Consider the following 23,880-nt stretch of genomic DNA (forward strand, 5'->3'; position numbering starts at 1 on the left):
ATCGTGCAAAGGCCACCCGACAGGGTGGCCTTTTAGCTGTCACTTCCAATCCGGCCCGTCGATCTCGAAACCGGCGGCGACCAGCATGTCCAGTACGCCGCCGTCTTCGCCAAGGGTGCGGACGGGTGCGATGGCCAGTGTCACGCCTTCATCGGCAATGGCGGTGGAGATGGCATTGACCCATTCGGCGCGGGCGCGCGGACGCACTTCGGGATCGCCCCACGGCCAGCAGACATCCATGGCCAGATCGACCGGCGAGGCCAGCACGCCCTTCACATCCAGACGGCTCCATGCGGTGGCACGGTCGGCCACAGCGGTCGGGCCGTATTCCGCCACCGACATGGCCGCATCCAGACAGGGGATGTGCGTCTGGGGCGGGGCCGAGATCAGCGTCTCCACCAGTTCATTGCCGCGCACCACGCCGATATGATGGGTTTTCACACCCGCCCGCCGCGCCGCGCGTTCGACCGCACGTTCAATACGCGGCGATCTGGAATCCTTCTCGCCGCCCTGATCCTTGATCAGTTCGATCGCCGTCATCAGGAAGCTGGTCCGCTGCCAGTTGTCATTGCGATCGCCCGCCATCAGCGTCGTCAGGCGCGCCATGTCTTCAGGCGACAGATAGTCCGCCGCCCGCGTGTTGTCGGGCAAAAAGGCAATGGTGCGCGAGCGCCAGATGACGCGCAAGATATCCGCAGGCGAGGCCCGCCCCTCTTGCGGGAACAGCACACGGTCGGAGCGCGACACCGCATCCTCCAGCGCCTGTGTCCGCCATTCGAAATCCTTGGGCACCTCGCGGATCATGCCCGCAAGGATCAGAACGCCCTCGTCACCGCGCCGCACGGTCCAGATCGGCAGGCCCGCCCGACGGGCCACCACGACAATCTCCTCGACCTGTGACGGCACCTCGTCCGCCCTGATTGCGGGATCGACACTATAGTCCTGCGTCACGGCCAAGGCCGTTACAGGCGACAAGGACAACAGGAGCGAAACAGCCAGACGGGCGAGGGAAGTTTTCATCAAACCATCTTATCTCAAACCAATATTCATAATCATTACAGTCGCGTAATCCTGTCTTCGATGTAACGCACCTGTCTGTCTTGTAACTGGAGATCGTACTCTAAAAGCCGCATTTGATGGTGCAACGAAGTTCAAGGAACATTAAGCGATGCGCCATCACCTGCTGACCGGTACTGCCCTGATTGCTGCCCTTATGGCCCCCGTGATGGCCACCCCGTCGCATGCCTTTGCCGACACCCCGCCCGCCTCGATGCCGCAAACCGGCGAGCATGGCGTGCTGATTTTCCAGCCGGATTTCTTTGCCAACTACCGCCCCAATACGGCGCTGGACATGGTCAATCGCGTTCCCGGTTTTTCGGTCAATGACGGTGACGGCGCACGCGGTTTTGAAGGCGCGGTCGGCAACGTCCTGATCAATGGCAGCCGCCCGGCCTCCAAGAACGATACCGGATCGAATGTTCTGGGCCGCACACTGGCCGCACAGGTCGAACGCATCGAGCTGATCCGTGGCGGCGCGCCCGGCATCGAGATGCAGGGCTATGCGGTTGTCGCCAACATCATCCTCAAAAACACCGCCAGCAGCGAACATATCGCCACCTTCAATGCCAACCTGTTCGAGGGCGGTCAGGACCTGTTCGGCGGCACCTACCAGTTCACCCGCCGCAAGGGCGACTATAGCTGGGGCGTCACCCTCGGCGACGGTATTTCCTCCAGCGACTCCAATGGCGCAGGCCCGCTGCAACGCGTTGATGCCAACGGCAATATTACCCGCGCCGAAGACTACTGGAACGACGGCTATGGCGGCGGCAACTCGATCCGCGGCAACTGGTCCGGTCCGGTCCTGGGTGGCAAGCTGGACCTGACGGCCCGCTATGGCATCAATGACTGGCACAATATCCACCTGCAGACCGCGCCCGATGTCCTGCGTGACAGCCGCTCGGACAATGAAGGTTCCAGCGGCGAGGTCGGTGCCGTCTTCACCCGACCGCTGACGACACGCACCAAGCTGGAAACCCGCCTGATCCACGAGTTCAGCGACTTTGACGATGTCGCCATCTCCAATACCCGCATCGACGGCGTTAGCGATCCTGAACAGCGCTTTGCCTCGAGTGGCAATGCGTCCGAGACCATCCTGCGTAGCCTTGTCCGGTTTGAGCGCAATGCCAGCATGGATTTCGAAGCGGGCGGCGAGGTCGCCTATAATATGCTGGAAACCGATCAGGCCTATTCGGTCGGCGGCACCAACATCCCCCTGCCCTCGGCCTCAGTAAAGGTCGAGGAAACGCGCGGCGAACTGTTCGGCAAGGGCACATGGCGCATCAATCCGAAATGGACGTTGGAGGGCGGCCTGCGCCTCGAAAACTCCACCATCAGCCAGTCGGGCGATGCCAATCAGGAGAAAAGCTTCTTCTTTGCCAAGCCGCGCCTTTTGCTGACCTGGAACCCCTATGACAAGAACCAGTTGCGCCTGCGTTTCGAGCGCGTGGTCGGCCAGTTGAACTTCGAGGACTTTGCCGCCTCGGCCAGCCTGTCCGAAGAAAACGTCATGGGCGGCAATGTGAACCTCAGCCCCGAACAGCGCTGGGTCAGCGAGATCACCTATGAAAAACGCTTCTGGGACGAAGGCGTGGTCAGCATCGGCCTGCGTCACGATGAAATCGTCGATGCCATCGACCTGATCCCGCTGGACGGCGGACTGGCCGCGGTCGGCAATATTGGCGAAGGCACGCTGGACCAGCTGAACCTGAACATCACCCTGCCCACCGACAAGATGGGTATCAGCGGCGGCCAGTTCGGTTTCCGCAACACCTGGAACAAGACCGAGGTCACCGACCCGACCACCGGCCAGAAACGCCCGATCTCGGGTATCCGCGCCTCGCAGGCGGTTGTCTCCTTCCAGCAGGACATCACATCGTGGAAGCTGCAATGGGGTGCTGCATGGATCCCGCGCCTTGGCCAGATGAACTACCAGCCGGACCAGACCTCGGGCTGGAAGGGCAGCGACTATTACGAGATGTGGGCCGAGTATAAGCCCGCCCCGACCCTGTCGATCCGCGCACAGGTCAATATCTGGGACGACTTCAATATCGAGCGCACCGTCTATGGCGACCGCGTCAACCGCCCGATCAGCTTTATCGAGCACCGCTTCGTTGATCCGCGCACCTTCTACCAGATCCGTCTGCGCAAGACGTTCTAGGCATCCCCAGACGGTGTTCCTGTCACACCGTCGGGCCGCCTGACACTTCCCGTCAGGTCACTAAAAAAGGCGGCACCTCCATTCGGAAGTGCCGCCTTCTTTTCGTCTAGCCTTGTTTTCGTCAGGCTGGGACCGAAAGGCTTAGCGGATACCCGCCATGCCCTTCTTCAGCAGCGGCGACAGCACCAGCAGCACCACACCGACCACAACACCGGTCATACCGATGGTGTTGTACATCGAGGTATAGCTTTCCAGCGCCTTGGCCGGATCGGTAACCACACCGGCAATCGTGTCGGTCGCGGTCGCCTTGGCGATCACACCGGCCACGATATGTGCCACCGACGAGGACAGGAACCATACGCCCATCATCATGCCGACCATGCGTGCCACCGACAGTTTGGTGATCATCGACAGGCCAACCGGCGACAGGCACAGCTCGCCCAGCGTGTGCAGCAGATAGGTCAGGAACAGGAACATCAACGGCACCTTGAAGGCGTCGTTAGCCTGGGTTGCCGCAGCCCATGCCAGCAGCAGGAAGCCTGCGCCCACCAGTGCCAGTGCCAGCGAGAATTTCACCGGCGTCGAAGGCTCTTTGTTGCGCTTGCCCAGCCAAACCCACAGGGCGGCGACCAGCGGACCACCCAGAACAATAATGCCTGGGTTGAACATCTGGGTGTAACCGGCATTGAACCAGTTCGGCATCTGGGTGGACTGGTCCGCAAACAGGGTCATGGACGAGCCAGCCTGTTCGAACAGGGCCCAGAACAGCACCGAGAAGAAGATCAGCACCTGTGCGACCAGCATACGCGAACGCTCTGCACCCTTCAGGGTGAAGACGGTCGTACCGACGACCAGTGCAAAGGTCACAGCGGCAACAGGGATCAGCACCGCTTCGATGATGCCGTGACGCTGCATCAGCATCCAGATCGGGAAGACCGAAACAATGGTGGCGATCCAGAAGAACGGCTCGACCGGAACACCAAGGATACGGCGACCCTTGATCGGCTGCGGCGGACCACCACGGCCTTCCAGCCACGACTGGCCCAGAAGGAAGGTCACCAGACCGATCAGCATGCCGATACCGGCCAGACCGAAGCCATAGGCCCAGCCGTAATTATAGCCCAGATACGAACAGGCTGCCGTGGCAAGGAACGAACCGAGGTTGATACCGACATAGAAGATGGTGAAACCACCATCACGGCGCGGATCGTTCTCTTCGTACAGTGCGCCCACAACCGTCGAGATATTGGCTTTCAGGAAGCCCACACCAACAATGATCAGCGACAGTGCAAAGAACAGCATCGGCTCGCCAAAGCCGAGGTCACGGGTGATCTCGGTGGTGTAGCCACCGGTCGGCACCGCGTTCGGGAAGCCGCTCTGGCCTTCAGCCAGCGGCTCGACGCGGGTCACGCCCTCGCCCGAGATCGTCACCTCGGCGCGTTCGCCTGCCTCGTTGACCACGAACATCTTGCGGTTCTGGTCACGACCGTCGACCTCGACCTGATAGGTCGTGCCGTCAACAATCATGCGTTCCTTGCCGCCTTCACCCTCGAAGGCCATGGCAAAGTGACCGGCCACCAGCATGACGGCACCGATGACCACGGCCTTGCGGGCCCCCAGATAACGGTCGGCAATCATGCCGCCCAGAACCGGCATCAGGTAAACCATCGCCGCATAGGCGGCGTAGATGCCCTGAGCCTCTTTCGGGCCGAACAGGAAGTGCTGGACGAGGTAAACCGTCAGCAGGGCGCGCATACCGTAATAGGAGAACCGCTCCCACATTTCGGTAAAGAAGAGCACCACCAGCCCCCGGGGATGCCCGAGGAAGGTCTTACGGGGCGCGGCGTCTAGGGCGCCCCCACTTTCCGTCGCTGACACGCGGAACTCCATGTCTGGCGCCCCCACCGGGCGCGAAAGCGGTCAGAAACAGCACGACACGCGCCGTGTAACAAGATGTTAACGTCGTTTTTCGCCGCTTAGGCGGCGTAAAACGGTCACAAAATCGTAGATTGCAAACAATCTTAACCGCCACCCTTTGTAGAGGTGCGTCACCTCGACACATGGTCAAGCTTGTGACAGGGTTAACGACCACTGTTGTGTAACAGAGTGACCGCCGTGGCAGTACGCCCGTTCGACCTTACCGATATCGATGGCGTCAACGCCCTCCACACAGATATTAACTGGCCCGCCCCCAGCACCGCATACTGGCACTGGCTCGCCTCCAATCCTGCCCGCGGCCCGTCCCCGATGGGCTGGGTGATCGATAATGACGGGCGCATCGACGGGTTTTTAGGCAATTTTCGCCAGACCTATTTTCGTGATTCCGTCACCTTCGACGCCGCCACCAGCCATTCCATTATTGTCTCGCCCCGCGCCAAGGGCTCGCTGCGTGAACTGATCCAGCCCTTTCTGGCCCAGCCCGATCTGTTTGCCGTCACCATCCTCAATGCCAATGACATCGGCTCGCCCATCTATCGGCACTACGGTTTGCAGCCCTTGGCATCGCCTGCCCATGACGTGAAACTGGCCTGGATATTGACCCCGCACAGCGTGCTGGTCGCCAAGGCCCTGCGTAGTGTGGCCATGCGGATGCCCGCCCTCTATCCGCTCTTGGGCGAAAGGTTTCTGCCCCGTCCACGCCCCCTATTTGATCCACGCCGCGTGGCATGGCCTGTTGGCGTGCGGGTCATCGAAGACCTGTCCGACAATGCCGCCTTCGGCACCTTCTGGCGGCAACTGAAAGAGGATGGCGCACTGGTGGCCGGGCGCAGCCCCGCCATACTGCGCTGGCGCCTCGCCATGCCGGACCTTACCGCACGGCCTCTGCTGCTGGGCTATTATGACGAACAGGGCCTGTGCGCCTATGCCATGGCACAGTTGTCCAAGTTCGGCCCCCTTGAGGTCGTCACGCTCGAAATCATCGACCTCGTCGCCATTGAGCGCGCGCCCGACACCGCCATTCCGACCCTGATACGGGCGCTGAAACTGGCGGCGCGCAAAATGCAGGCGGCCAAGCTGCGCCTGCCTCTGGTTTCGGCCAAGACCCATGCCGCGCTCGGATACAAGGCAGGCCTTGCCCATAATGAAGGCGGCTGGGGCCACGCCTTCGCCCACTTCAATGCGCCCGAGGCCGGTTTCAAAGACTGGCAACCGACCCCCTTCGAGGGCAGTTACAGCTTCACCCTGCGCCAGCCTCCAGCCCAATAGGCTGTTACGCGCTCAGAACCTGCGCTTGCCGCTGACGGTTTCCCAGAACAGACGAAAATCGCCCATCAGGCTCCACAGCGGATATTTGAACGTCGCGGGCCGGTTCTTCTCGAAGAAGAAATGCCCCACCCAGGCAAAGCCATAGCCCACCAGCGGCATGGCCAGCAGCCACCACGCATTGCGCGTCGCTAAAAAGGCGACAAAGGCGGCAATCACCAGTCCGGTCCCGACCACATGGATACGGCGGCACGTCCGGTTGGAATGCTCGTGAATATAATAGGGATAGAAGGCCCCGAACGAGGCGAACCGCCCTTCGGCTGGATGCATGCTCATAAACGCAAAATGCCTCCGGTTTTCACCGGAGGCAAATCACAGAACCGCGTTAGCAGTCTTTAGGTATTAGTCAAAGCGGCGGGGCTTCTTGAAGCCCGGCTTGCCACCGGCAGGCTTGCCCGCGAACGACTTGGCGCCGGCAGGTTTACCCTTGAAGCCCGATGGCTTGTTGTCGAAATCGCCACGCGGACGGAACGGCTTGGCACCACGGTCCGGACGGTCACCGCCCTCGGTGCGCGGCTTGAACTCGCTGCGTTCCTGCCATTCACCACGCGGACGCTCCGTGCGCTCGCCACGGTCATTGCCACCGAACGGCTTGCGGCCAAACGACGGACGACCACCTTCGCGACCACCAAAGTCACGGCCACCTTCTCTGGGACCGTTGCGGTGCCCACCCTTGAACATACCCGCTGCCGGAGCTTCCGAGCTGGTGATGTTCGCTTCCTGGGTGTTCATAGCGGCCAGCTTCTTGAACGCTTCAGCATGGCTGGTGGCGATTTCGAAACGGGTCTCTTCGGGGAAGGTCTTGATCGAACCGATCTGCGCCTTGGTGATACCACCGATGCGGCAGATCATCGGGATCAGCCATTTCGGATCGGCATTACGGTTGCGACCGATATCCATGCGGAACCAGGTGCACTCGTCCGACGACAGACGGTCGAACGGCGACGAGGACGGCTCATAGGCTTCACCTTCACGACGCGGCTTGCGCTGCGGGCCTTCGCCCGGATCGGTCAGGTTGGCCGGCGTCGGCAGGTTCTTGCGCAGCATGTTGACCACGGCTGCGGCCAGTTGTTCCGGCGTACGTTCCGAAACCATTTGCGCGATCAGGTCGGCATCGCTGGCCGCCGGTTCTTGCGTAAAGATCGGTGCAGCCAGAAGGCGCTGCTCGTCCTTGACCAGAATCTCTTCCGAGGTCGGAGCACCCGACCAGACGGCTTCCACACCCGCAGCGTGCAGCAGCATTTCAGCCTTGCGACGACGCGAATGCGGCACCAGCAGAACCGAGATGCCCTTCTTGCCCGCACGGCCCGTACGGCCCGAACGGTGCAGCATGGTGGCCTTGTTGATCGGCAGTTCGGCGTGAACCACCAGACCCAGATCCGGCAGGTCCAGACCGCGTGCAGCGACGTCGGTCGCCACGCAGACGCGGGCACGGCCGTCACGCAGCGCTTGCAGCGCCTCGTTACGTTCGCGCTGGCCCATTTCACCCGACAGGGCAACCGAGGCGAAGCCACGCTCCAGCAGGGCCGCTTGCAGGTTGTTCACGCTGGCGCGGGTCGAGCAGAAGACCAGCACGCTCGGCGCTTCGAAATAGCGCAGGACGTTGACGACAGCGCCTTCGATCTGGTTCGGGATAACGCGCATGGCGCGGTATTCGATGTCGTTGTGCGGCTGGCTGCGATCGACGGTGTCGATGCGGATGGCATCGCGCTGATAGCGCTTGGCCAGAACCGCGATGTCACGGGCGATGGTCGCCGAGAACAGCAGGGTACGACGCTCTTCCGGCGCTTGCTCGAGGATATATTCGAGGTCGTCGCGGAAGCCCATGTCGAGCATTTCGTCGGCTTCGTCGAGTACGATGACGCGGGCTTGGGACAGGTCAAGCGCCCCGCGGTCAATGTGGTCCTTCAGGCGACCCGGCGTACCGACCACGATGTGCGCACCATATTGCAGGGCGCGGGCTTCGCGACGCGAGTCCATGCCACCGACGCAGGTGGTGATCTTGGCACCGGCTTCGCCATAGAGCCAGGTCAGCTCTGCGGCGACTTGCAGGGCAAGCTCGCGGGTCGGCGCAATGGCAAGCATCAGCGGAGCGCCGGCTTGTCCAAGGGTTTCTTGACCATCGAAAAGAGTGTGTGCAGCGGCCAGACCAAAGGCGACGGTTTTACCCGAGCCGGTCTGCGCCGAAACCAGTAGATCTGCATCCCCATGCCCGACTTCCAACACGGCAGCCTGAACCGAAGTCGGTTCAGCGTACCCTTTTTTGGAGAGAGCGCGGTCTAACGCAGGATGAACGGCTGGAAAGGGCATGGATTCACGATCTAAATAGAACTTTACGCGCCTTCACAAAAAAGACGCGCCCGGCCAAGGACAGTTCCTCGAGCCGGGCGAATGGGCGCTCCTATACATGAAACAAGGCCTTGATGGGGCGAAATCAACATTCACCATCTTGCTTCATTCCCCATTGATGCAAACCGTGGCAATCTGGCCCCACTCGCAGAACCGCCGTTTTTAAAGGGAAAGCCCCCATGCAAGCCCTGACAATGAACACCACAGCCATCGAAAATGCTTTCGAGCGTTTCGAGGCCGCTGCCAGCAAAACGGCTGTCGCCCCGCTGCAAAACGCCCAGACCGGATCGGTCGAAGCCGCCGCCGCCCGCACCCAGCTCTCGGCCAACCTCACCGTCACCCGCACATCGGACGCGATGATGGGAAGTTTGCTCGATATGAAGGCCTGACGGCCTTTGATATCGATCTGCAAATTCTTAGTGGCCCGCGGTCGTCGGCCCTTCGGGACCTCCCGACCCGACGCGGGCTGGTGACTTCTGTTTGCCCTAACACTCGCCACGCGGTGGCTCGCTGCTTGAGGGCATTACCCACTATTCTTCTTTCGTCATCCCCCGACTTGATCGGGGGACTTTTGAGTGGCCCGCGGTCAGAAGGCTCCGCCTTCTCGACCCGACGCGGGCTGGCGGCGCGCGTTAGCGCGAAAGCAACGCCGTAGCGATACGCATCAACCCGCACCCCACACTCCCCCTTGACGCTCACCCCGATCAATGTTCTTGATATGTTCCACCCCCATCAAGAGCAAGCCCGTGTCCCTGAACTACGTAATGATCGGCTCCAACGACGTGGTCAGGTCGCGGGCCTATTATGATGCCGTCCTGCCGCTGCTGGGTGGCGAGGTCATTATGGACTTCATGCCACACGGCTTCTGTTACCAGATGCGCAATGGCGGCCGCCTCTGGATTACCACCCCGCACAACAAGGAAGCGGCCCCCCCCCCGGCAACGGCAATATGGTCGGACTTCTGGGGGCCAGCGAGGACGAGGTTCAAGCCGTCCATGCCGCCGCCCTCGCCCATGGTGGCAGCAATGAAGGCGATCCCGGCCCGCGTCCGCAATACGGCCCGAACTTCTACGGGGCCTATGTGCGCGATCCCGACGGCAACAAGATGAGCTTTGTTTATTTCGGGATCACAACTTCAAGCTGAGCCACGGCTTTAACTTGACCCTGCGTTAAATCAGGATCAGCGTTCGGTCGGCCCAAAAAGGTGAAGTGATGCAGCGCTTGATATTCATCAATCTGCCCGTCCACAATCTCGCCAAGTCTGTGACCTTTTACGAGAGTGTCGGCGGGCAAAAAAATCCGATGTTCTCGGATCACACAGCCGCCTGCATGGTGTTTTCCGACACCATCCACGCCATGCTGCTGACGCACGAGAAGTTTTCCAGCTTTACCGAACGCGAGATACCCGACGCCCATAAAACCGCGCAGGTACTGATCTGTATCTCTGCCGAAAGCCGCGCCGAAGTGGATAAGCTTGTCGAGGCCGCCGACACCCATGGCGGCATTGCCGATCCCAATCCGGCCATCGAGTTTCCCTTTATGTATAGCCGCAGCTTTGCGGACCCCGACGGCCACATCTGGGAAATCATGTGGATGGACCCCGCCTCCGTACCGCCCACACCTGACGCATTCGAGGGCTAATCTATGGGTGAAGGTTTCAATCTCAAGGTCAGCCGCCTTATCAAGGCCTCCCCCGAGATCGTCTGGCGCGCCTATACCCACCACGCCACCGAATGGTTCACACCCCGCCCGTGGACGACCCCCGAAGTGCATTATGATCTTCACCCCGGCGGACGCGCCGATGTGGTGATGCAGTCGCCCGAAGGCGAGCGCCACAGTTATCGCGGTGTGGTCCTCGAAATCATCCCCGCCCGCAAACTGGTCACAACCAGCGCCATGACCGAAGGCTGGGTACCGCAGGCGGGCGACATGAATTTTGTCCGCGTCGACACCTTCACGCCCGAAGGCGACGGCACCCGCTACACCGCCGAAGCCCGACACTGGGACGCAGACGCCATGAAGGCCCATCGCGGCATGGGCTTCGAGCAGGGCTGGGGCATGGTCGCCGATCAACTGACCGAGGTGGCCGAGCGCCTCGCAAACGAAAGCCCCGCACCATGACCGACAAAATCGTCACCTGTATCTGGTTCGACAAGGGACAGGCCGGAAAGGCCGCCGAATTCTACATGTCGCTGGGCCTGCCCCACAGCCATATCGACAAGATAAGCAGCAGCCCCACAGACAATCCCTCGACCACCGAAGGCGAGGAACTGGTCGTCAACTTCACTCTCGCCGGTCGCGCCTTTATGGGCCTGAACGGCGGGCCGATCTTCCCGCAAACCGAAGCTGTGTCCTTCATGATCCTGACCGAAGATCAGGGCGAAACCGACCGCCTGTGGCACACCATTATCGACAATGGCGGCCGCGCCAGCGACTGCGGCTGGTGCAAGGACCGCTGGGGCGTCAGTTGGCAGATCACCCCGCGCCGCCTGATGGAGTTCTTCGATGACCCCAACCCTGCCCGCTCCAAAGCCGCCTTCGAGGCCATGATGACCATGCAGAAAATCGACATCGGTGTGATCGAGGCAGCGGCAGATGCCGCGTCTAAATAGGCCGCGTCGGGTCGAGAAGGCGGAGCCTTCTGACCGCGGCCAATCAAGAATGGCCGCGGTCGTCGGCCCTACGGGACCTCCAGACCCGACGCGGAGTTTTTGAGTGGGCCGCGGTCGTCGGCCCTCCGGGACCTCCCGACCCGACGCGGCCTGAACATTTCCAAGCCTGCCCCTCATCGCGTAGCGAGCATTAGGGGCCAACCTCCAAAGGAGAAACCAAGATGGGTTATGTCACCGGCTTCCTGACCCCCGTTAAGTCCGAGAACAAAGAGCGTTATGTGGCCTCGGCCGAGGCCGCATGGCCGCACTTCCAGCGTTACGGGGCCACTGCCCATGTCGAGAACTGGGGTGTGGATGTGCCCGACGGCAAGGTCACCAGCTTCCCCATGGCCGTGAAGCAAGAAGAGGGCGAAGTCGTCGTCTTCTCGTGGCTGGTCTGGCCCGACAAGGCCACCGCCGACAATGCGTGGGCCAATATGGAAAACGACCCTGCCTTTGCCGATATGGACATGCCGTTCGATGGCAAACGCATGATGTGGGGCGGTTTTGAAACCGTCTTCAACAACGGGTCGACCTGATCGACAAAGAAAAAGGCGGCTCCGAAAAGAGCCGCCTTTGATCTTTATTCTTGGCCCAACAGAATGCGGCGCATATCGGCCACATCCTTGAACAGATAGGCCGGATTATGCTTGGCCAAGGCTTCGGGAAGCGTATAGCCCCATGACACGGCACCGGCCCGCATATTGATCGGCTTGGCCGCATCAATATCGCGGATTTCGTCACCGACGCTGACTGCATCGGCGGCATCCACGCCCATGGCCTTCAGAACCTTTTTGAACTTGCTGGTCTTGCCGTGGATGGACGCTCCACAGTTCAGCATGTCCACTTCGATCCCTTCACGCTCCAGAACCTGACGCACAGATTCCGTCGTGTCGGAGGAAACGATCACCACCTTGATGCCTGCCGCGCGCAAGTCACGCAGCAGTTCGGGGATACCGTCGAACAATTGCGTCGTGGCCGCCGCCTTCAGCTTCTCGCGACGCGTATGGCGCACGATAGCCGGCAGTTTCCACGGGCGGACCTTCATTCTGGTCATCACCTGACGGGCCGACAGGCCACGCATAGCCTCGACCTCGTCCGGCCCCGGCTTATAGAGGCGGAAACGTGCAATCGCATCGTCGAGGATCGACAGAAACCATCCATAGGTGTCTGCCAGCGTCCCGTCGAAATCAAAGATGACCAGTTTGGGCGTCGTCATTCGCGTCCTTGAACAGGGCCGGAAAGGGGCGGTCCGTACACGGACCACCCCTAGCCTTTGCCCTGATCCGTCTTAGCTGTCGAGGAACGAACGCAGTTTACGCGAACGCGACGGGTGCTTCAGCTTGCGAAGCGCCTTGGCCTCGATCTGGCGGATACGCTCGCGCGTCACCGAGAACTGCTGGCCGACTTCTTCCAGCGTGTGGTCGGTGTTCATGCCGATACCAAAGCGCATACGCAGAACGCGCTCTTCACGCGGGGTCAGCGAGGCCAGAACGCGCGTGGTGGTTTCACGCAGGTTCGATTGAATGGCCGCGTCGATCGGCAGGATGGCGTTCTTGTCCTCGATGAAGTCGCCGAGGTGCGAGTCTTCCTCGTCACCGATAGGCGTTTCCAGCGAGATCGGCTCCTTGGCGATCTTGAGGACCTTGCGGACCTTCTCCAGCGGCATGGCCAGACGTTCGGCCAGCTCTTCCGGCGTCGCTTCGCGGCCGATTTCATGCAGCATCTGGCGCTGGGTGCGCACGATCTTGTTGATCGTCTCGATCATGTGCACCGGAATACGGATGGTGCGCGCCTGGTCGGCGATCGAGCGGGTGATGGCCTGACGGATCCACCAGGTCGCATAGGTCGAGAACTTGTAACCGCGACGATATTCGAACTTATCGACGGCCTTCATCAGACCGATATTGCCTTCCTGGATCAGGTCCAGGAATTGCAGGCCACGATTGGTGTACTTCTTGGCGATGGAGATCACGAGGCGCAGGTTGGCCTCGACCATTTCCTTCTTGGCCTGACGGGCTTCGCGCTCACCTTTCTGGACCATCTGCACGATGCGGCGATAGTCGTCGATGGGCAGACCGGCCTCGGCAGCAATAGCGGCCACGTCACCGCGGATCTTGGCGATCTGGGCAGCTTCGTTCTCGCTGAACTTGGTCCAGCGCACACCCATTTCCTTGATCTGTTCGGACCAGTTCGGGTCCAGCTCAGAGCCGAAATAGGCCTTCAGGAATTCAGGGCGCGAAATGCCGTAGGTATCAGCCAGACGCAGCAGACGACCTTCCAGACCGATCAGACGCTTGTTGATGGCGTAGAGCTGCTCGACCAGCGACTCGATACGCGCATTGTTCAGCTTCATGGTCTTCAGACGGTCCGAAATGGCCGTCGTCAGGGTCTCGTAAGCCTTCTGCTCCTTGGCCGCCAGAACCTCGCCCTTCAGGCGAGCCTCGACCAGTCGGTCCTGAAGCTTGCGGAAATTACCAAAGTCAGCCGCAATCGCGTCCAGCACTTCCATGACGCCGTCGCGCAGCTCGGCTTCCAGAGCCGAGATCGACATGCCGCCGCCATCGTCGAAATCGTCGTCGTCCTCGTCCTCGCTGTCACTTTCCGGCTTTTCTTCCGGCGCGTCGGCAGGGTTCGGCTGGTTGTGCGGCAGGGATGACGGGTTCAGCACGCCATAGGTGGCGTCCAGATCGATCACATCGCGCAGCAGGATGCGGTTATTGGCCAGTTCTTCGCGCCACACCATGATGGCTTCAAAGGTCAGGGCGCTCTCGCACAGACCCGAAATCATGGCATCGCGACCCGCTTCGATCCGCTTGGCGATGGCGATTTCGCCCTCGCGGCTCAGCAGTTCGACCGAACCCATTTCGCGCAGATACATACGCACCGGGTCATCGGTACGGTCATATTGCGACTTGGCCGGAGCCTCGGCAACAGCCGTCTCGGCCGCATTGGCGACTTCGGTGCCCTGTGCCTCGGCCGCGTCTTCCTCGGCCTCGACAACATTGACGCCCATCTCCGACAGCATGGCCAGAGTGTCCTCAATGGCATCGCCACTGACTTCTTCGGACGGCAGAACCTTGTTCAGCTCCTCCATCGTGACATAGCCACGCGTCTTGGCCTGCTTGATAAATTTCTTGACGCCGGCATCGGTCAGATCAAGCAGCGGGCCATCGGATTGGGCCTCGTTTTCCTGCGTCTCGGTCTGCGCGCTCATTTAAGTCTCTCTCCAGCACCTGTCAGGGAGTGATCAGTTCCCTGCGGTAAAAATACAACGGCTGAAACTTCTTCACTAAGAAGAAGCATCATCGCTCCAAATCGTTCCAGTTTTTATGGCTCGTCGCAGCGCATCGCGCTCGGCCTTCACCAATGCGAAAGCCGAGGCATCGAAGGCTTTGTGGGCCTCCGACTTTGCTGACGCTAACGCTTCGTCCAACGCCGCTGCGCGGGTCAGGACATCAAACGCCTGCGACCAAAGGTTGCGTGTCTCGCCGAGGGGCTTGTCTGCAGCCAGGAATGGCGCGCCGGACTTTGCCGCCGCCTTCTCGACCTCATGCATCAAGACATCGTAACCCGAACCTGCCAGATGGCGGCGCAGGGCGGCAGAGTCAAGGCTCCGGCCCGAGAAACGTAGCCTTACAAGTTCTTTCGCCAGATCGGACAGAGCCGGATCGCCAAAACCATAACGGGCAATCGCCTCCATATGGTCATCCAGACGCTCGGGGTCCTCGACCGCTCCATGCGCCAGCGCCGCCGCCACAGGTTCAATGGAACGCGACAGGGCCTGCATGGCGCGCTGGCCCTCGGCGGTCTGGCCTTGCAGGACGTTGCGCCCCTTCCAGCGACCACCGGCGCGGTCGCCATATCCACCCGATGCCCCTTGCGATGCATTCTGCGTACGCGGGAACAGGGCGTCGAAACGGTCAAACAGATCGCGGCGATATTGCTCGGCCAGATCGCGATCCTGCACCGCGCCTGCCGCCGCCCGCAGACGCCCCTTCAGGCCCGCCTTGCGCTCGGGCGTATCCAGCGGTTCGGCCTCGACCTCGCGCTGGAACAGAACCTCCGAGAAGGTGCGCGTCTGGACCATGGCCTGACGCAAGGCCGGTGCGCCCTTGTCGCGCAAAATATCATCGGGGTCCTGCCCGCCCTCCAATAAGGCAAAGCGGAACGAACGCCCGGGCTTCAGCAACGGCAAGGCCCGCTCTATGGCACGGTACGCCGCCCGCAATCCCGCCGCATCGCCATCAAAGCTCAGGACTGGCTCGGCAGACACCCGCCACAGACGCTCCATCTGTTCCTCGGTCAGGGCCGTGCCCATCGGGGCCACCGCCGGAAGCCCCGCCCGATGACAGGCGATCACATCCATATAGCCCTCGACGACGATGATCCCCTGCTCGCCGCGCTTCTCGGCCCCGAGAATGCGCCGCGCCTCGGGCAGGCCGTAAAGCGTCGCGCCCTTGTGAAACAGCGGGCTTTCCGGCCCGTTCAGATATTTGGCGCGGTCATCGGGGTTCATCGCCCGACCACCGAACGACACGATGCGTCCACGCGCATCATGGATGGGGAACATCAGCCGGTCGCGGAAACGGTCATAGGGCTGGCCGCCGCCTTCGGGCGAAATCAGCAAACCCGCCTCGACCAGTTCGCCGGGCTTGGCCCCGCGCTGGATCAATGCGTTCTTCAGGCCCTCGCGGTCATTGGGCGCATAGCCCAGACCGAACCGCTCCCACTGGTCTTCGGGCAGGCCGCGCCGTTCCAGATATTCGCGGGTTGCCGTGCCGGTCTGGCGGCGCAGATTTGCGGCAAACCATCTTTGAGCCAGATCCATCCAGTCAGACAGGCCCGCACGTTTCTGCTCGCGCTCGGCGGCCTGCGGGTCTTCGGCGGGCATCTGCATTCCGGCCTCGGCGGCCAGACGCGACACCGCCTCGACAAAGCTCAGACGCTCGGTTTCCTGCAGGAAGCTGATGATGTCGCCATGCTTGCCGGACGAGAAGTCGTGGAAGAAGCCCTTGTCGTCATTGACGAAGAAGCTGGGCGACTTTTCCTTGGCGAACGGGCTAAGCCCGACAAACTCGCGGCCCTGACGTTTCAGCTTCACCGAGCGCCCGATAACATCGGACGGGCGAAGCCGCGCTTTCAGCTCTTCAATGAAGCGTTCGTCAAACCGCAATTTGGGCCCCAGATAGCAAGTCCCGTACATATGCGAGTTAACAGGAGTTGGCGAATCTTGAGCGAAACTTTTAACTTTTTAAATAACCCTTGCCCCCATTAACCCCTCGGTAAGACCTGCGGCATGATTGCGATATCAAGCGCCTGAATCTGAACGACATTGTTCTTTACACAGACTTATCCACAAGCCTTGTGGATGATTGTAAGCGAGCGTTTTATGTCTTTTGCCATCGCCCCCGTTGCGGTGGTTCCGGTCGGCCCCGATGCCGTCGCTATCCCCGGTTCCCCCGCCATCGCCAACCTGACACCCCGCGCCCTTCATGCGCGCCTGTTGTCGAATGCCGCCCTGCGTCGCCAGCGTGGTCTACAGCGCCTGAGCGAACACCGGATAGACGACGCCCATTACTGGATCGCAGCGGCCTTTGCCGCCGTCACCAAGGCCAACCAGATGCGCCCGCAGGCTCTTCCGCTACCCTAGGGCCCGCTTTTAGTTGCGCGATTAGTTTCCGCTTCTGTTTTGCGCTAGAAATACCGCTTAACGATTCGTCGTCTGGTACCGAACCCTTCGGTTCCGACGCCGGTTAGTGGTAACAGGAGCAAGGCTTGGCCCGTCCCTCGCGCAAGAATATGGACGCCGACACGCCTTCGGCCCGCGACCAGCTACTGGACGCCACCGGCGCACTGATGACCGAACAGCGCACCATCGACATCTCGCTGGCCGAGATTGCCGAACGCTCCGGCCTGAACTCGGCACTGGTGAAATACTATTTCGGCTCCAAGAACGGCCTTCTGGTCGCGCTGCTGCGCAAGGTGCTGGGCCCGCGCATGGCCGAACTGGAACCGCTGGTCCATGCGCCGATGGCCCCCAATGAAAAGCTGCGCATCCACATCAACGGCGTGGTGAACACCTATTTCAAATACCCCTATGTCAACCGGCTGATGCACTATCTGATGACCGAGGCCGGTCAGGAATACGGCAAGATCATCGCCGAGGAATTCGCCCGTCCTCTGGTCGATACCCAGAGCGCCATCCTCAAGGAAGGCCAGTCAAAAGGCCTGTTCCTCGAGACCGATCCCCTGATGTTCTATTTCCATCTGGTCGGTGCCTGCGACTACCTGTTCTTTGGCCGCGCCACCCTCGATCACGTCTTTGGCGTGCAAGAGGTGACACAGGATTTGAAACGACGTTATGTGGATCACATCTACCAAACCCTGACCAAAGGCTTGGCTCCCGCATGATGATCCCGTTCCTTATGGCCTCGTTTCTCGTTGCAATACCCGATCAGGCCATTCTGGACGAAGCCCGCGTTCTTGGACGTGATATGGCCATGGGCCAGATTTGCGAAGTGATCCAAGTTGCAACTTTCGACGGTGATGCTGTGATGCAATCTGCCGAAGCCCTGATCTCCCGTGGTCAAACCGCTGGTGTCAGCGAGCAAGCCATCAATGACGCTGCCGAACAGGCCCACAACCAGCTGATGGCCGATCTGGAAACCCAGCATCCCAGCGGCAACGAGGATGCTGCCATCGCGCAGCTCACGAAGTCCTGTAACGAGCTGATCACCAGCCGCCCAGCTTACTTCTCGACCTTCAAGGCTGACTGAGCCGTGAGGGGCAGCCGTCGCGACAGTTCTCTTATTGTGCGGGCTGTCGCAAGTTTCTTGTCGCGAAAAACCAGAACTGGGTCCTCAGTTCGAGGACAAGATCGTTGCCCTATCGTATTCGGCACCTTTCGATGGCGGAAATGATCCCCCCTGGATCGGCCAGAATCACCGTCACGCCCAGCCTGAAATGCGTCGGTCCGCATGACACATACGACGCCGGTATCTTAAACAATACTGGCAGTTTAAACACGGACGCGCTGTTTCACATCATCGCCGAGCACAACATCGATGTCGTCCAGCGTACCGACCGCAAGGACTACGCCATAGCCGGCCCCAATGATTCCCAAGGCCTTTGCTACACTAAACGCACACACTGACGTCAGACCTTAGACCTCCCGCAGCGGGCCTTTCCGTATGCCTGTCTCAGTTCACCTTGCGCTCGCGCTCACCCCAATACGGCTCGCGCAGGGTGCGGCGCAGCACCTTACCCGTGGCGTTGCGCGGCAGGGCGGCCATGAAATCCACCGACTTGGGCAGTTTGAACCCCCCGATCCGTTCGCGGGCATGGGCGATGATGTCCTCCTCGCTGGCCTCAGCACCGGGTTTCAACACCACCACTGCCTTGACCGTTTCGCCCCATTTCGCGTCCGGCACACCGATCACTGCCACCTCCAGCACTGCCGGATGGCCATAAATCGCGTTCTCGACCTCGTTCGGATAGATGTTCTCCGCCCCCGAACAGATCATGTCGCTAAAGCGGTCGGCAATATACAGATAGCCGTCCTCGTCCAAATATCCGGCGTCTCCGGTCGAGAACCAGCCGTCAGCGCTCACCGCCTCTGCCGTGGCCGCTTCGCGCTTCCAGTATCCCGCCATGGTGCTGCCCGACAGGACCTGAATCTCGCCCACGGTGTTGGCGGGCAACACATTGCGTTCCGCATCCACAATCCGCAACTTGATCCTCGGCATAGGCTTGCCCGCCCCGCGCATACGCTTGTTGCCCTGCGGGTCATGATCCTGCGGCGGTAGATAGGCGATCGTGCCACTGGTCTCGGTGGCCCCGTATTGCTGGCAAAAGCCGCACCCAAACACCTCGGTCGCCTCTTTCAACAGCTCCAGCGCAATCGGCGAGGCCCCGTACAAAATATAGCGCAGACGGCTGTAATCCACTTCGCGTACACGCGGATGCAGCAACAGCATGTGCAGCGCCGTCGGCACCAGAAACAGCCGGTTCACTCCCGCCGCCAGCGCCTCCAGTACCTTGTCGGGCACAAACTCCGGCTGGATGATATTCCGCACACCGTTCAAGTAGCCCATGGCCGCCGCGCCGACCCCGCCGACATGGCCCAGCGGCATGGCCACCAGATTGACGTCGTCCGCCTCCCAGCGCGCCCAGTCCATGTCCGCATCTTCGGCAATCTCGCGACTGCCCAAGATATTGTAATGGCTCAGCATCACGCCCTTGGGCAGGCCCGTAGTGCCCGACGTATAGAGCTGCAAGCACACTTCCGACGGCTCCACGGCAATGGCCGGATCACTATCGTCACCCGCCTCGCGCCAGTCGGCAAACCGCTCATAGCCCGCCGCCCCGTCCTCCAGTGTGATCATCCGCACCTGCGGCAATAATCCCTTGAACGTCTCCAGCCGCTCAAACTGGTCCGGCGCAACAAACAGCAAACGCACCTCGCTGTCCGTAGCGATGTGGGCAATCTCGGGAGCCGCCAGCCGCCAGATCGTCGGCACCATAACCGCGCCCGCCTTGGCCACCCCGAAATACAGCTCGAAAAACTCGTCACTGCCCTTGCCCGCAAAGGCCACGCGCTCGCCCTTGCTGACCCCCGCCGCGATCAGGGCATGGGCCACACGGTTCGAACGCCTGTCCAGTTCCGCCCAGTCCGTCTCGCGCCCTTCATAGACACTGGCAATCTTGCCCGGTCGCGTCCGCGCATAGTGACGCGGAATGTCCCCCAGCGTCGGCATGGCGTCGTAATCGATCTCAGACACGACATTGTCTACTTGCCCCATGGACAGTCCTCCTGCTTGGCTCTCTTTGGAGCCTCACAGCATTAACTGCTTAATTAAATAGTTTTAGCAACTCCTGTTATCCGTTTTGCTTGGTGCAGATAAAAAGGCCCGCCGCGATTTCCCGCAGCGGGCCTTTCATTATCGAAGCAGTCTAACCCCTCAGACGCGCTCGATAATGATGGCAGGGGCCATGCCGCCAGCGGCGCACATGGTGATCAGGCCATAACGACCTCCGGAGCGTTCCAGTTCATCCAGAGCCGTGCCAACCAGCATCGATCCGGTCGCACCGATCGGGTGGCCCAGCGCCATCGAACCGCCATTGATATTGACCTTTTCACGATCCAGTCCGAGGTCGCGGATGAACTTCTCGGCTACAACCGAGAAGGCCTCGTTGATTTCCCACACATCGATGTCGGCAATCGTCAGACCCGCCTTTTCCAGCACCTTCTTGGCTGCCGGAACAGGTGCGTTCAGCATCAGGGTGGGGTCATCACCGATATTGGCATAGGTGACCACGCGACCACGGGCCTTCAGGCCGTGCTTGGCGGCATATTCCGGCGACGCGATCAGCACCGCTGCGGCACCGTCAACCACACCCGACGAGTTACCGGCATGGTGCACAGCTTCAATCTTCACGTCCGGATAGCGACGCTTGATCTGGCTGGCAAAGGTCACGCCATTGCCCTGATCCCATTCGGCCAGACCGGCAAAGCTACCCTTCAGGGCCGCCAGACCCTCAGCCGTCGTCGACGGGCGCGGGAACTCCTCGCGGTCCAGAGCCACCGAACCATCCGGGTTCAATACCGGCACCAGCGACTTGTCGAAACGGCCTTCCTTGATGGCACGATCCGCACGCTGCTGGCTGACCAAAGCCAGAGCATCCAGCTCCTCGCGGGTGATGCCCTCGATGGCGGCAATCGCGTCACCGCACACGCCCTGGTGCGATTGCGGGTGCAGCTTGTCCAGCTCTTCATAGCCTGCGCCCATCAGAGCCGGTGGGGTGCCGTTCTTGGCGTCTTCGGCAGCCAGTTGCGCATGATACGACATCATTTCGACGCCGCCTGCGATCACGCATTGCTCATGGCCCGAAGCCACAGCAGCCGTCGCCAGCGTTACCGCCGTAATGCCGCCGCCACAGAAACGGTCCAGCGTCACACCCGAGGTGGTGACATCAAAACCCGCCGACAACGCCGCCATACGGCCCAGATCGCCGCCCTGCTTGCCGCGCTGCACCGAGGTGGAGATGATCACATCATCCACCGTCTTGGTGTCCAGCTTGTTGCGCTCGGCAATGGCCTTCAGGACCGTTGCGCCAAGATGGGTCGGGTGCAGGTGAGACAGCGCCCCCTTGCCCGGCTTGCCAATGCCGCGCGGGGTGCGAACGGCGTCAATGATAAGGGCCTCGCCCATGATGATACTCCCTTAAATCTTTGAATTTTAACGGGTGAAACTTGTGCCGCTCTCGGCCTTTTCAAGCAGAAGCTTAGCGGGTTCGATGCCCATGGCCTTCAGGCCATCCACGATCTTGGTCAGGCCCACCGTATCAGCCCAGAACATCGGGCCACCGGTGTAGACGGGCCAGTTGTAGCCGAGCACGCAAGCCACATCGATGTCGCTGGCCCGCAGGGCGATGCCCTCTTCCAGCACCTTGGCCGCCTCGTTGACCACCGGATAAAGCAGCGCCGCCACGATCTCCTCGTCGGACTTCTCACCCTTCGCGGTTACGCCCTTGAACGCAGCCAAATCCGCAATGACCTTGGCCGCGACAGGGCTCGGCGTCGCATTGCGCTTCTCGTCATAGTCATAGAAGCCGCCATTCTTCTTCTGGCCCAGACGGTCCAGCGCCACGAGGTCGGAATAAAGGGTGCGCTCGTTCGAGCCACGACCGATCACATCCAGACCCACCAGATCGATCATCGCAAACGGCCCCATGGCAAAGCCATAGTCATAAAGCGCCTTGTCGATCTGTTCCGGTGTCGGACCTTCCAGCACCAGTTGGTCCGCCGCAAAGCCGCGCTGGACCATCACACGGTTGGCGATAAAGCCATCACATACGCCCGACAGCACCGGCACCTTGCCGATGATCTTGCCAAGGTTCATGGCCGTCGCCACCACTTCGGGGCGGGTCTTGGCCCCGCGCACCACTTCCAGCAGACGCATGACATTGGCGGGCGAGAAGAAGTGCAGACCCACCACGTCTTCGGGACGGCTGGTGGAGGCGGCAATCGCATCCAGATCAAGGAAGCTGGTGTTCGACGCCAGAATGGCACCCTTCTTGGCGATCTTGTCCAGTTCGCCGAAGATTTCCTTCTTCAGGCCCAGTTCCTCGAACACGGCCTCGATAATCAGGTCCACTTCGCCAAGGTCGTTCTTCGACAGCGAAGGGGTGATCAGCGCCATACGCTGCTCGACCTGCTCGCTGGTCATGCGGCCCTTGGCGGCGGTGTTCTCGTAGTTTTTGCGGATCACACCGATGCCGCGATCCAGAGCCGCCTGATTGGTTTCCACCAACGTCACCGGAATTCCCGCATTGAGGAAGTTCATGGTGATGCCGCCACCCATGGTGCCCGCCCCCAGAACGCCCACCGACTTGATCGGCAGCTTCGCCACATCCTTGCCGATGCCAGACACCTTGGCCGTCGAACGCTCGGCAAAGAAGAAGTAACGCTGGGCCGCGCTCTCGGTCGAGGAAACCAGTTCCTCGAACAGTTCCCACTCGCGCTTCATACCATCATCAAACGACAGTTCCGCAGCCGCCTCGATGGTTTTGACGATGTTGAACGGAGCCTTGAAGCCACGGAAGGCACGCGCATTCTTCTTGAGGAAGTCCGCATAGATTTCCGGTTTGCCGCGCGACAGCTCGACCTTGTCCTGCAGATCGCGCACACGCCACAACGGGGCGGCGGCGTTCTCGGCAATCAGCTCTTCACAATAGGCAATCGCCTGTTCCAGAAGCTTGCCTTCCTCGGCCAGCTTGTCGACCAGACCCAGATCATGCGCCTTCTTGGCACCCACCGGGTTGCCCGTGGTGATGATGTCCAGCGCTGCCTCTACGCCTACCAGACGCGGCAGACGCTGGGTGCCACCGGCACCCGGCAACACGCCCAGAAGAACCTCCGGCAAACCGACCTTGGCCGACGGCACAGCGATACGGCGATGACAGGCCAGCGCCACCTCGAAACCGCCACCCAGAGCGGTACCGAAAATCGCGGCCACGACCGGCTTTTCACGGTTCTCCAGCTGCTCGAACACCACATCAAGGTTCGGTTCCTTGAACGGCTTGCCCAGTTCGGTGATGTCGGCACCGGCAAAGAAGGTGCGACCGGCACAGGTCAACACAATGCCCTTTACGCGCTCATCGGCCAGCAGTTCGGCCAACCCTTCGTGCAGGGCCACCCGCACGGCATGACCCAGTGCATTCACCGGCGGGCTGTCGATGGTCAGAATACCGACCTGTCCGATGACCTCGGTTGAACCGATTGCGCTCATGGCCCTCACTCCCTGCTCGTTCGACGTGGCACTCGTGGCCACCTTGTTCAAAATTTGGACCCCGTTTTCGTGTGTCGGCATCACAGGTGCCGTCCGACTGGAAACG

22 protein-coding genes are annotated in these 23,880 nt (G+C 61.0%); 12 read left to right on the forward strand and 10 right to left on the reverse strand.

The features are described 5' to 3' along the window. Window positions 1-39: 39 nt before the first annotated feature. Window positions 40-1,020: a TraB/GumN family protein gene (locus FHS64_RS00925; protein WP_167174325.1), complete on the reverse strand. Its 981-nt coding sequence runs from the start codon at window positions 1,018-1,020 to the stop codon at window positions 40-42. Window positions 1,021-1,168: 148 nt separating this feature from the next. Between FHS64_RS00925 and FHS64_RS00930 the strand changes: the two genes are divergently transcribed. Then, window positions 1,169-3,217, forward strand: a complete 2,049-nt coding sequence (locus FHS64_RS00930) for a TonB-dependent receptor plug domain-containing protein (RefSeq protein WP_167174328.1) — start codon at window positions 1,169-1,171, stop codon at window positions 3,215-3,217. A gap of 141 nt (window positions 3,218-3,358) precedes the next feature. On the opposite strand, the gene FHS64_RS00935 is transcribed toward FHS64_RS00930, so the two are convergent. After that, the gene (locus FHS64_RS00935) at window positions 3,359-5,017 is read right to left on the reverse strand and encodes an oligopeptide:H+ symporter (protein ID WP_167174331.1); all 1,659 of its coding nucleotides are present in this window, start codon (window positions 5,015-5,017) and stop codon (window positions 3,359-3,361) included. 315 nt (window positions 5,018-5,332) lie between these two features. On the opposite strand from FHS64_RS00935, the gene FHS64_RS00940 reads away from it, so the two are divergent. After that, window positions 5,333-6,424 (forward strand): N-acetyltransferase, encoded by a 1,092-nt coding sequence (locus tag FHS64_RS00940; protein ID WP_167174334.1) that lies wholly within the window; start codon window positions 5,333-5,335, stop codon window positions 6,422-6,424. 12 nt (window positions 6,425-6,436) lie between these two features. Here FHS64_RS00940 and FHS64_RS00945 read toward each other — a convergent pair whose 3' ends face one another. Further along, the gene (locus FHS64_RS00945) at window positions 6,437-6,757 is read right to left on the reverse strand and encodes an Mpo1-like protein (RefSeq protein ID WP_167174337.1); all 321 of its coding nucleotides are present in this window, start codon (window positions 6,755-6,757) and stop codon (window positions 6,437-6,439) included. A gap of 66 nt (window positions 6,758-6,823) precedes the next feature. Beyond that, window positions 6,824-8,791 carry a DEAD/DEAH box helicase gene (locus FHS64_RS00950; RefSeq protein WP_167174340.1) on the reverse strand — a complete coding sequence of 656 codons (1,968 nt, stop codon included), beginning with the start codon at window positions 8,789-8,791 and terminating at the stop codon, window positions 6,824-6,826. A 218-nt stretch (window positions 8,792-9,009) separates the two neighbouring features. On the opposite strand from FHS64_RS00950, the gene FHS64_RS00955 reads away from it, so the two are divergent. The 6 genes from FHS64_RS00955 to FHS64_RS00980 all read left to right on the forward strand — a co-directional run bounded on the left by FHS64_RS00955 (window position 9,010) and on the right by FHS64_RS00980 (window position 12,020). Beyond that, window positions 9,010-9,219 (forward strand): flagellar hook protein FlgE, encoded by a 210-nt coding sequence (locus FHS64_RS00955; protein ID WP_167174343.1) that lies wholly within the window; start codon window positions 9,010-9,012, stop codon window positions 9,217-9,219. Window positions 9,220-9,779: 560 nt separating this feature from the next. Next, window positions 9,780-9,974, forward strand: a complete 195-nt coding sequence (locus FHS64_RS00960) for a VOC family protein (RefSeq protein WP_167174346.1) — start codon at window positions 9,780-9,782, stop codon at window positions 9,972-9,974. Between the two features lie 68 nt (window positions 9,975-10,042). After that, complete coding sequence (locus FHS64_RS00965) at window positions 10,043-10,471, forward strand: VOC family protein (protein ID WP_167174348.1); 429 nt, start codon at window positions 10,043-10,045, stop codon at window positions 10,469-10,471. A 3-nt stretch (window positions 10,472-10,474) separates the two neighbouring features. Then, window positions 10,475-10,951 carry an SRPBCC domain-containing protein gene (locus tag FHS64_RS00970; RefSeq protein ID WP_167174351.1) on the forward strand — a complete coding sequence of 159 codons (477 nt, stop codon included), beginning with the start codon at window positions 10,475-10,477 and terminating at the stop codon, window positions 10,949-10,951. Beyond that, window positions 10,948-11,442, forward strand: coding sequence for a VOC family protein (locus tag FHS64_RS00975; RefSeq protein ID WP_167174354.1), 495 nt, complete (start codon window positions 10,948-10,950; stop codon window positions 11,440-11,442). The genes FHS64_RS00970 and FHS64_RS00975 overlap by 4 nt, the downstream gene beginning before the upstream one ends. Before the next feature lie 221 nt (window positions 11,443-11,663). Continuing rightward, window positions 11,664-12,020 carry a DUF1428 domain-containing protein gene (locus FHS64_RS00980; RefSeq protein ID WP_167174356.1) on the forward strand — a complete coding sequence of 119 codons (357 nt, stop codon included), beginning with the start codon at window positions 11,664-11,666 and terminating at the stop codon, window positions 12,018-12,020. Window positions 12,021-12,064: 44 nt separating this feature from the next. Here the strand turns inward: FHS64_RS00980 and FHS64_RS00985 are convergent, their stop codons facing one another. The 3 genes from FHS64_RS00985 to dnaG all read right to left on the reverse strand — a co-directional run bounded on the left by FHS64_RS00985 (window position 12,065) and on the right by dnaG (window position 16,657). Then, a complete protein-coding gene (locus FHS64_RS00985; protein WP_167174358.1) occupies window positions 12,065-12,700 on the reverse strand; it encodes an HAD-IA family hydrolase in 636 nt (211 codons plus the stop codon). A gap of 72 nt (window positions 12,701-12,772) precedes the next feature. After that, complete coding sequence (gene rpoD, locus FHS64_RS00990; RefSeq protein ID WP_167174361.1) at window positions 12,773-14,698, reverse strand: RNA polymerase sigma factor RpoD; 1,926 nt, start codon at window positions 14,696-14,698, stop codon at window positions 12,773-12,775. A gap of 75 nt (window positions 14,699-14,773) precedes the next feature. Beyond that, a complete protein-coding gene (gene dnaG / locus FHS64_RS00995; protein WP_167174363.1) occupies window positions 14,774-16,657 on the reverse strand; it encodes a DNA primase in 1,884 nt (627 codons plus the stop codon). A gap of 216 nt (window positions 16,658-16,873) precedes the next feature. Here dnaG and FHS64_RS01000 point away from each other — a divergent pair, with 216 nt between their 5' ends. The 4 genes from FHS64_RS01000 to FHS64_RS01015 all read left to right on the forward strand — a co-directional run bounded on the left by FHS64_RS01000 (window position 16,874) and on the right by FHS64_RS01015 (window position 18,637). After that, on the forward strand, window positions 16,874-17,134 hold the full coding sequence (locus FHS64_RS01000) for a hypothetical protein (RefSeq protein ID WP_167174366.1): 261 nt from the start codon (window positions 16,874-16,876) through the stop codon (window positions 17,132-17,134). Window positions 17,135-17,259: 125 nt separating this feature from the next. Continuing rightward, window positions 17,260-17,895, forward strand: coding sequence for a TetR family transcriptional regulator (locus FHS64_RS01005; protein WP_208380500.1), 636 nt, complete (start codon window positions 17,260-17,262; stop codon window positions 17,893-17,895). Beyond that, window positions 17,892-18,260, forward strand: coding sequence for a hypothetical protein (locus FHS64_RS01010; protein WP_167174369.1), 369 nt, complete (start codon window positions 17,892-17,894; stop codon window positions 18,258-18,260). The genes FHS64_RS01005 and FHS64_RS01010 overlap by 4 nt, the downstream gene beginning before the upstream one ends. A gap of 131 nt (window positions 18,261-18,391) precedes the next feature. Beyond that, complete coding sequence (locus tag FHS64_RS01015; RefSeq protein ID WP_167174372.1) at window positions 18,392-18,637, forward strand: hypothetical protein; 246 nt, start codon at window positions 18,392-18,394, stop codon at window positions 18,635-18,637. 46 nt (window positions 18,638-18,683) lie between these two features. On the opposite strand, the gene FHS64_RS01020 is transcribed toward FHS64_RS01015, so the two are convergent. The 3 genes from FHS64_RS01020 to FHS64_RS01030 all read right to left on the reverse strand — a co-directional run bounded on the left by FHS64_RS01020 (window position 18,684) and on the right by FHS64_RS01030 (window position 23,774). Then, a complete protein-coding gene (locus FHS64_RS01020; RefSeq protein ID WP_167174375.1) occupies window positions 18,684-20,285 on the reverse strand; it encodes a fatty acid--CoA ligase in 1,602 nt (533 codons plus the stop codon). Window positions 20,286-20,444: 159 nt separating this feature from the next. Further along, the gene (locus FHS64_RS01025; RefSeq protein WP_167174378.1) at window positions 20,445-21,695 is read right to left on the reverse strand and encodes an acetyl-CoA C-acetyltransferase; all 1,251 of its coding nucleotides are present in this window, start codon (window positions 21,693-21,695) and stop codon (window positions 20,445-20,447) included. A gap of 27 nt (window positions 21,696-21,722) precedes the next feature. After that, on the reverse strand, window positions 21,723-23,774 hold the full coding sequence (locus FHS64_RS01030; protein ID WP_167174381.1) for a 3-hydroxyacyl-CoA dehydrogenase NAD-binding domain-containing protein: 2,052 nt from the start codon (window positions 23,772-23,774) through the stop codon (window positions 21,723-21,725). Window positions 23,775-23,880 lie beyond the last annotated feature (106 nt).

This window comes from Brevundimonas terrae (assembly GCF_011761985.1).
GTDB lineage: Bacteria > Pseudomonadota > Alphaproteobacteria > Caulobacterales > Caulobacteraceae > Brevundimonas > Brevundimonas terrae.

Bases quoted from the DNA above. Each gene is read 5' to 3' on its own strand.
- FHS64_RS00925 (WP_167174325.1), bottom strand. From the start codon at position 1,020: ATGAAAACTTCCCTCGCCCGTCTGGCTGTTTCGCTCCTGTTGTCCTTG.
- FHS64_RS00930 (WP_167174328.1), top strand. From the start codon at position 1,169: ATGCGCCATCACCTGCTGACCGGTACTGCCCTGATTGCTGCCCTTATG.
- FHS64_RS00945 (WP_167174337.1), bottom strand. From the start codon at position 6,757: ATGAGCATGCATCCAGCCGAAGGGCGGTTCGCCTCGTTCGGGGCCTTC.
- FHS64_RS00950 (WP_167174340.1), bottom strand. From the start codon at position 8,791: ATGCCCTTTCCAGCCGTTCATCCTGCGTTAGACCGCGCTCTCTCCAAA.
- FHS64_RS00955 (WP_167174343.1), top strand. From the start codon at position 9,010: ATGCAAGCCCTGACAATGAACACCACAGCCATCGAAAATGCTTTCGAG.
- FHS64_RS00960 (WP_167174346.1), top strand. From the start codon at position 9,780: ATGGTCGGACTTCTGGGGGCCAGCGAGGACGAGGTTCAAGCCGTCCAT.
- FHS64_RS00965 (WP_167174348.1), top strand. From the start codon at position 10,043: ATGCAGCGCTTGATATTCATCAATCTGCCCGTCCACAATCTCGCCAAG.
- FHS64_RS00970 (WP_167174351.1), top strand. From the start codon at position 10,475: ATGGGTGAAGGTTTCAATCTCAAGGTCAGCCGCCTTATCAAGGCCTCC.
- FHS64_RS00975 (WP_167174354.1), top strand. From the start codon at position 10,948: ATGACCGACAAAATCGTCACCTGTATCTGGTTCGACAAGGGACAGGCC.
- FHS64_RS00980 (WP_167174356.1), top strand. From the start codon at position 11,664: ATGGGTTATGTCACCGGCTTCCTGACCCCCGTTAAGTCCGAGAACAAA.
- FHS64_RS00985 (WP_167174358.1), bottom strand. From the start codon at position 12,700: ATGACGACGCCCAAACTGGTCATCTTTGATTTCGACGGGACGCTGGCA.
- rpoD (WP_167174361.1), bottom strand. From the start codon at position 14,698: ATGAGCGCGCAGACCGAGACGCAGGAAAACGAGGCCCAATCCGATGGC.
- FHS64_RS01000 (WP_167174366.1), top strand. From the start codon at position 16,874: ATGTCTTTTGCCATCGCCCCCGTTGCGGTGGTTCCGGTCGGCCCCGAT.
- FHS64_RS01010 (WP_167174369.1), top strand. From the start codon at position 17,892: ATGATGATCCCGTTCCTTATGGCCTCGTTTCTCGTTGCAATACCCGAT.
- FHS64_RS01015 (WP_167174372.1), top strand. From the start codon at position 18,392: ATGGCGGAAATGATCCCCCCTGGATCGGCCAGAATCACCGTCACGCCC.
- FHS64_RS01020 (WP_167174375.1), bottom strand. From the start codon at position 20,285: ATGGGGCAAGTAGACAATGTCGTGTCTGAGATCGATTACGACGCCATG.
- FHS64_RS01025 (WP_167174378.1), bottom strand. From the start codon at position 21,695: ATGGGCGAGGCCCTTATCATTGACGCCGTTCGCACCCCGCGCGGCATT.
- FHS64_RS01030 (WP_167174381.1), bottom strand. From the start codon at position 23,774: ATGAGCGCAATCGGTTCAACCGAGGTCATCGGACAGGTCGGTATTCTG.